The 3768-nt window shown below is 71.6% G+C and carries 1 protein-coding gene and 2 pseudogenes; all 3 read right to left on the bottom strand.

Features of this window, described 5'->3' with window-relative positions; translation table 11 throughout:
• Window positions 1-137: 137 nt before the first annotated feature.
• Window positions 138-1616, bottom strand: a complete 1479-nt coding sequence (gene cydC / locus BJF77_RS21260) for a thiol reductant ABC exporter subunit CydC (RefSeq protein ID WP_255396080.1) — start codon at window positions 1614-1616, stop codon at window positions 138-140.
• Window positions 1617-2053: 437 nt separating this feature from the next.
• Window positions 2054-3565, bottom strand: a pseudogene (locus BJF77_RS21255) (ABC transporter ATP-binding protein/permease); the annotation flags it as partial.
• Window positions 3562-3768: pseudogene (locus tag BJF77_RS20945) on the bottom strand (cytochrome d ubiquinol oxidase subunit II); the annotation flags it as partial. The pseudogenes BJF77_RS21255 and BJF77_RS20945, both read right to left, overlap by 4 nt.

Raw genomic sequence — 3768 nt, 5'->3', positions numbered from 1 at the left:
CCCTCGGAGCCTTGTGGATCCACCCGCGCCAGCGCAGGCCGGCCGGGCGTCGGGGGCTGAGGACGGGTTGAGGAGAGTCCCCGGAAGGGGTGTATCCCATCTGGAGCGCCTGAGATCGGTCGCGTTGGCGGGACCGGTCAGGGAACACGCGTCAGTGACCGGTCGCCGTTTCTGGCCTGCGCATGGTCACTGGGCTGCGGTGCGGAGTGCGGGTGCACCCCTGGTAGGCGGAGGTGGACGTCTGCTCCAGTACGTTGTTCGGCGTGGTGGGTCACGAGCACGACGACGCGGTCAGACAGTGCTGAGCGCAGGTCGGAGATCAGCGCGTGGGCAGCGGGTGCCTCGAGGTGAGCGGTGGGTTCGTCGAGAAGCAGGACGTCGGCACGGGTGAGCAGCGCCCTGGCGACGGCGATGCGTTGTCGTTGGCCTCCCGAGAGACTCCCTCCGCTGGGCCCGACTGGTGTGTCCAGGCCCTGGGGCAATCCGTCCATGAAGGAGTCCAGGCCCACGCGGGTGAGGACCTCGCGCAGGTCCTCATCGGTGGGCCGATCGTCTTTCCCCCGGGCGAGCAGGAGGTTGCCGCGGATGGTGGAGTCGAACAGGTGCGCCTCCTGGGGGCACCAGGCGAAGCGTCGCCGCAGCTGCCGGGCGTTGAAGGTGGTGCTGTCGGAGCCGTTGACCTGCCATGAGCCCTCCGCGGCGGGCAAGTGGCCGAGGAGGGTCGCCAGCAGGGTGGACTTGCCTGAGCCGGAGGGACCTTCAACGACGAGCCACTGGCCGCGGCGCACGGTGGCCTGGAGGTGGCGGAATGCCGGGGCCGGCGCCTGCGGCCAGGTGACGGCCAGGTCGGCCAGCGTCAGTTCTTGGACTTGAGTCGGAACCGCCCCGGTGGGGGGCTGAGGCCGCTCATGGCGGGTGGTTGTGGGAGTGACGGCATGGACCTTGCGCAGCGACTGGGCCAGCGCAGGCCACTGCTGTACCGCATCGACCGCGCCCAGCAGCGGATCGATCAGACCCAGGGGCAGCAGCACGAGCGCGGCGACGACCGGTGCGGAAATCGTGCCTGCCGCCAGGGCTTCGGCGGTGGTTGCCAGCATCAGCACGGAGGAGAGGGAACAGGCCAGCACCACGACGGCCTCGCCCAGGCCCCGCGCCCAGGCACTGGAGCGGGCCGCGGTGTCCGCGCGCTGCTCGAGGTCATCCAGCCGGGCGAGCATGTCCTTGGCTCGACCGTTGGCGCGCAGCTCACCGGAGGCGGAGACCATCGCGGCGAAGCGGCGGATCACCCTGGAGCGCACCACGGTGAGATGGCGGGCCGCGGAGCGGTCGGCCAGCAGCGCCGCGACGGGCCCGGCGAGCAGCCCGCCGAGGACGGCGACCAGGAGCGTGGGCACCGCGATGGGGCACAGGGCCAAGACGGCGACGACAGCCCCCAGGGCGGTGCCGGCCCCGGCCATCGGTGGCAGCAGGACCCGCGGGGCCAGGTCACGGACCCGGTCTGCGGCCTCGACCAGGTGCTCCAGTGCGGCCCCGCCGGTGGCCAGGGCCCGGGAGGCCAGACCACGGGTAGCAAGCCCGGCCCAGATCCGGGACCTGAGCTCGGTGGTGGCGGACAGGACGGCGTCGTGGGTGGCCAGTCGCTCGGCGTAGCGCAGCAGGCACGGCCGATGCCGAAGAAGCGGACGCCGACGATGGCGACCATCAGGTACATGATTCCCGGTTGCTCGCTGGCGCGCACGATCAGCCAGCCCGACAGCGTGGTGAGGGCGGCGGCGAACAGGGCCGAGGCCGTACCCAGGGCCGCGGCCCCCAGCATGCGCCAGCGAGTGGAGGCGAGGAACGCCGCGAGCTCGCCCAACGCACCACCGGAGGTCTCGGCGAGTGAAGGGTGGGACGCCTCAGCTTGGCGATCAGGCACCGACTGCTCCTCCGGGGCGGTGGTTCCTGGTCGGCGATGCGCCCCCTCCCCGCGGGGGCTGGCGGGCTGCCCCAGGAGCACTTTCTGGTCGGCGAGGGCGGTGATCTCGGTTTCGTGGGAGGCCAGGATCACGGTGGTGGTGCCGCGCAGGGCGTCGATGAGGGTTTCGACCCGGTGCGCGTTGGTGGGATCGAGGTGGGCGGTGGGCTCGTCGAGGAGCAGCAGCCGGGCCCCGGCGGTGATGCGGGCCAGGCCCCGAGCCAGGCCCAGGCGGCGCAGTTCCCCGGGGCTGAGTTGGTTCGGGTCCGCCTCGGCCAGCTCGGTCAGTCCGACTCGGGCGAGGGTGTGGTGGGCGGAAGCGGTGTCGTGGGCGTAGAGCTGGATCTCGTCGAGGACGGTCTCACCGACGGTGTGAATGTGCTGAGGCACCCAGGCCACTGCAGCCGGGTCGATCCCGTGGATGGTTCCGTCTTGGGCTTCGATGGTTCCGGCGAGGACCCCGAGCAGGGTGGATTTGCCGCTGCCGCTGGGGCCTTCGACGCTGGCGATCGTTCCGTAAGGGATCTCGGCGCCAAGACCGGATACTGCTGGGAAGAGCCGTCCTGGGTAGCGCACGACCACCCCACTGATCCGCACCATGGGTGCCTGGTCCGCTGGCGTGTCCGGCTGGGAGTTGATCGTTGCGGGGCTCGAGTCCGGTGGCGTCGGCCTGCGGATGTCGGGGGCCGGGGGCTCGGTGACGAGCTCACGGGAGCGGTGCAGGGCCGCGATGCCGTCCTGGGAGGCGTGGAAGGCGGCGCCGAGGTCGCGGAAGGGAGCGAAGCATTCCGGGGCGAGGATGAGGGCCACGAGTCCCACCAGGAGGTCGAGGTCACCGTAGACGAGGCGCACGCCGACGAACACCGCCACGACGGCGACGGAGAGCGTGGCGATCAGCTCGAGCACGAGCGCGGAGAGGAACGCGGTGCGCAGGGTCACCATGGTTGTGTGCCGGTGCTGCTCGGAAACATCGCGCAGCGCCGCAGCCTGCTCCTCGATCCGCCCCAGACCCACCAGGACGGGCAGTCCACGGGCGAGTTCGACCAGGTGATGGGAGAGTCGTTGAAGGGCGGCGGAGGACTCCTGGGCCTTGTCCTGGGAGTGCAGCCCGATCAGTGCCATGAACACCGGGATCAGGGGCACGGTGAGCACGATGATGAGGGCGCTGACCCAGTCGGCCGCCAGAATTCTCGCCCCCACCAGTAGGGGCACGGTGGCGGCGGCGGTGACCGAGGGCAGCACGCGCGCGTAGTAGTCGTCGAGGGCGTCGAGGCCGAGGGTGCCCACGGTGGTCGTGGCGCCGACGTCGTGGCCGCCCCCGGCCAGGAGGCGGGTGGCGAGTTCTCGGCGCAGCCCCCGCTTCGCCCGCCCGGCGGCGCGGACGGCGACGACCTGGGTGGCCCAGATGGTTCCGGCACGCAGCAGCCCAGCACCGACCCCGACCAGCAGAGCCCGGTGCCAGGCCGCCGTGTCATGAGCGATGACCCCGACGATGCCGCGGGCCAGGGCTTCGGCCACGCCGATCAGAGCCAGGGCTTTGAGCGCTCCGAGGAGGCCGAGGGTGAAAACTGTGGCAGCACCGCCGGGGCCCAGCGGGGGACGTTTCATGCCTGCCTGTTCCCGTCCGCGCCCGTCCCCGGCACACCCTCACGTCGGGTACCCGCGGCGAGTTTCGGGGCAACGGCGGGAAGGACGGGGTGGGGGGCGGGCAGATGGCCGGTGGTCAGGCGCCGACGGAACACCCAGTAGCTCCAGCCCTGAGCGAGCATCACCGAGGGCAAGCCGATGGCGGCCACGACGGTCATGACCCC

The sequence above is a fragment of the Kocuria sp. CNJ-770 genome (assembly GCF_001942375.1).
Lineage (GTDB): Bacteria > Actinomycetota > Actinomycetes > Actinomycetales > Micrococcaceae > Kocuria > Kocuria oceani.
The sequence above is the reverse complement of the archived record's forward strand: the minus strand, read 5'-3'. Positions and strand labels throughout refer to the sequence as shown.